The organism is bacterium (assembly GCA_029210965.1).
Taxonomy (GTDB): Bacteria; BMS3Abin14; BMS3Abin14; order BMS3Abin14; family BMS3Abin14; genus JALHUC01.
This window is the reverse complement of the sequence record JARGFZ010000145.1, coordinates 1-556: the sequence shown is the minus strand read 5'-3', so window position 1 is coordinate 556 and position 556 is coordinate 1. Positions and strand designations below refer to the sequence as shown.

Below are 556 nucleotides of genomic sequence, written 5' to 3'. Positions count from 1 at the left end.
CTGCTGTAAGTAGGGGTGGTTCTCTTAAAGATTTAGGTATTTACGAAGAAATACTAAAAGATTATAAAGATGTAAGTGCAGATATAGGTGCTATAGCTAGAAAAGACCTTGTAGCACATTATGAAGCTGTAGGTAAAGCACATTTAGCTGATATTAGGAATAAGAAAGCAGCTGCTGTAGCCCATAGTAAAGAAATTGCCCTCCTAGAAAGACAAGCTGCTAAAGACCAACTAGAATTAGAAACTGCTAAAGCTAAAGCTATCATGGCTAATAATGCTAAAGTAGCTGCTCATAAGAAACAACTAATTAAAGAAGAAGAAGCTAGACAAGCAGATATTCTATCTAAATCTAGGGCAACTAATTCTGCTTTACTAAAAGCTAATCAGGAAACAGTAGCACTACAAAGAGTAGTAAATAATACAGGCAGAGACTCTGTAGAATCTTCTAAACTTAGATACATTCAACAAGAAAAAACATTAACACAAGAACTAACTAAGGCTGTAGATGCTTTATCAGTTAAGTATGCTGCCGGTGATATTACTTATAGACAAGCGAA

At 34.9% G+C, this 556-nt stretch carries 1 protein-coding gene; it reads left to right on the top strand.

What is annotated here, in order from left to right:
* The coding region (locus tag P1S59_14700) for a hypothetical protein (protein MDF1527470.1) at positions 1-556 on the top strand (556 nt) is incomplete at both ends.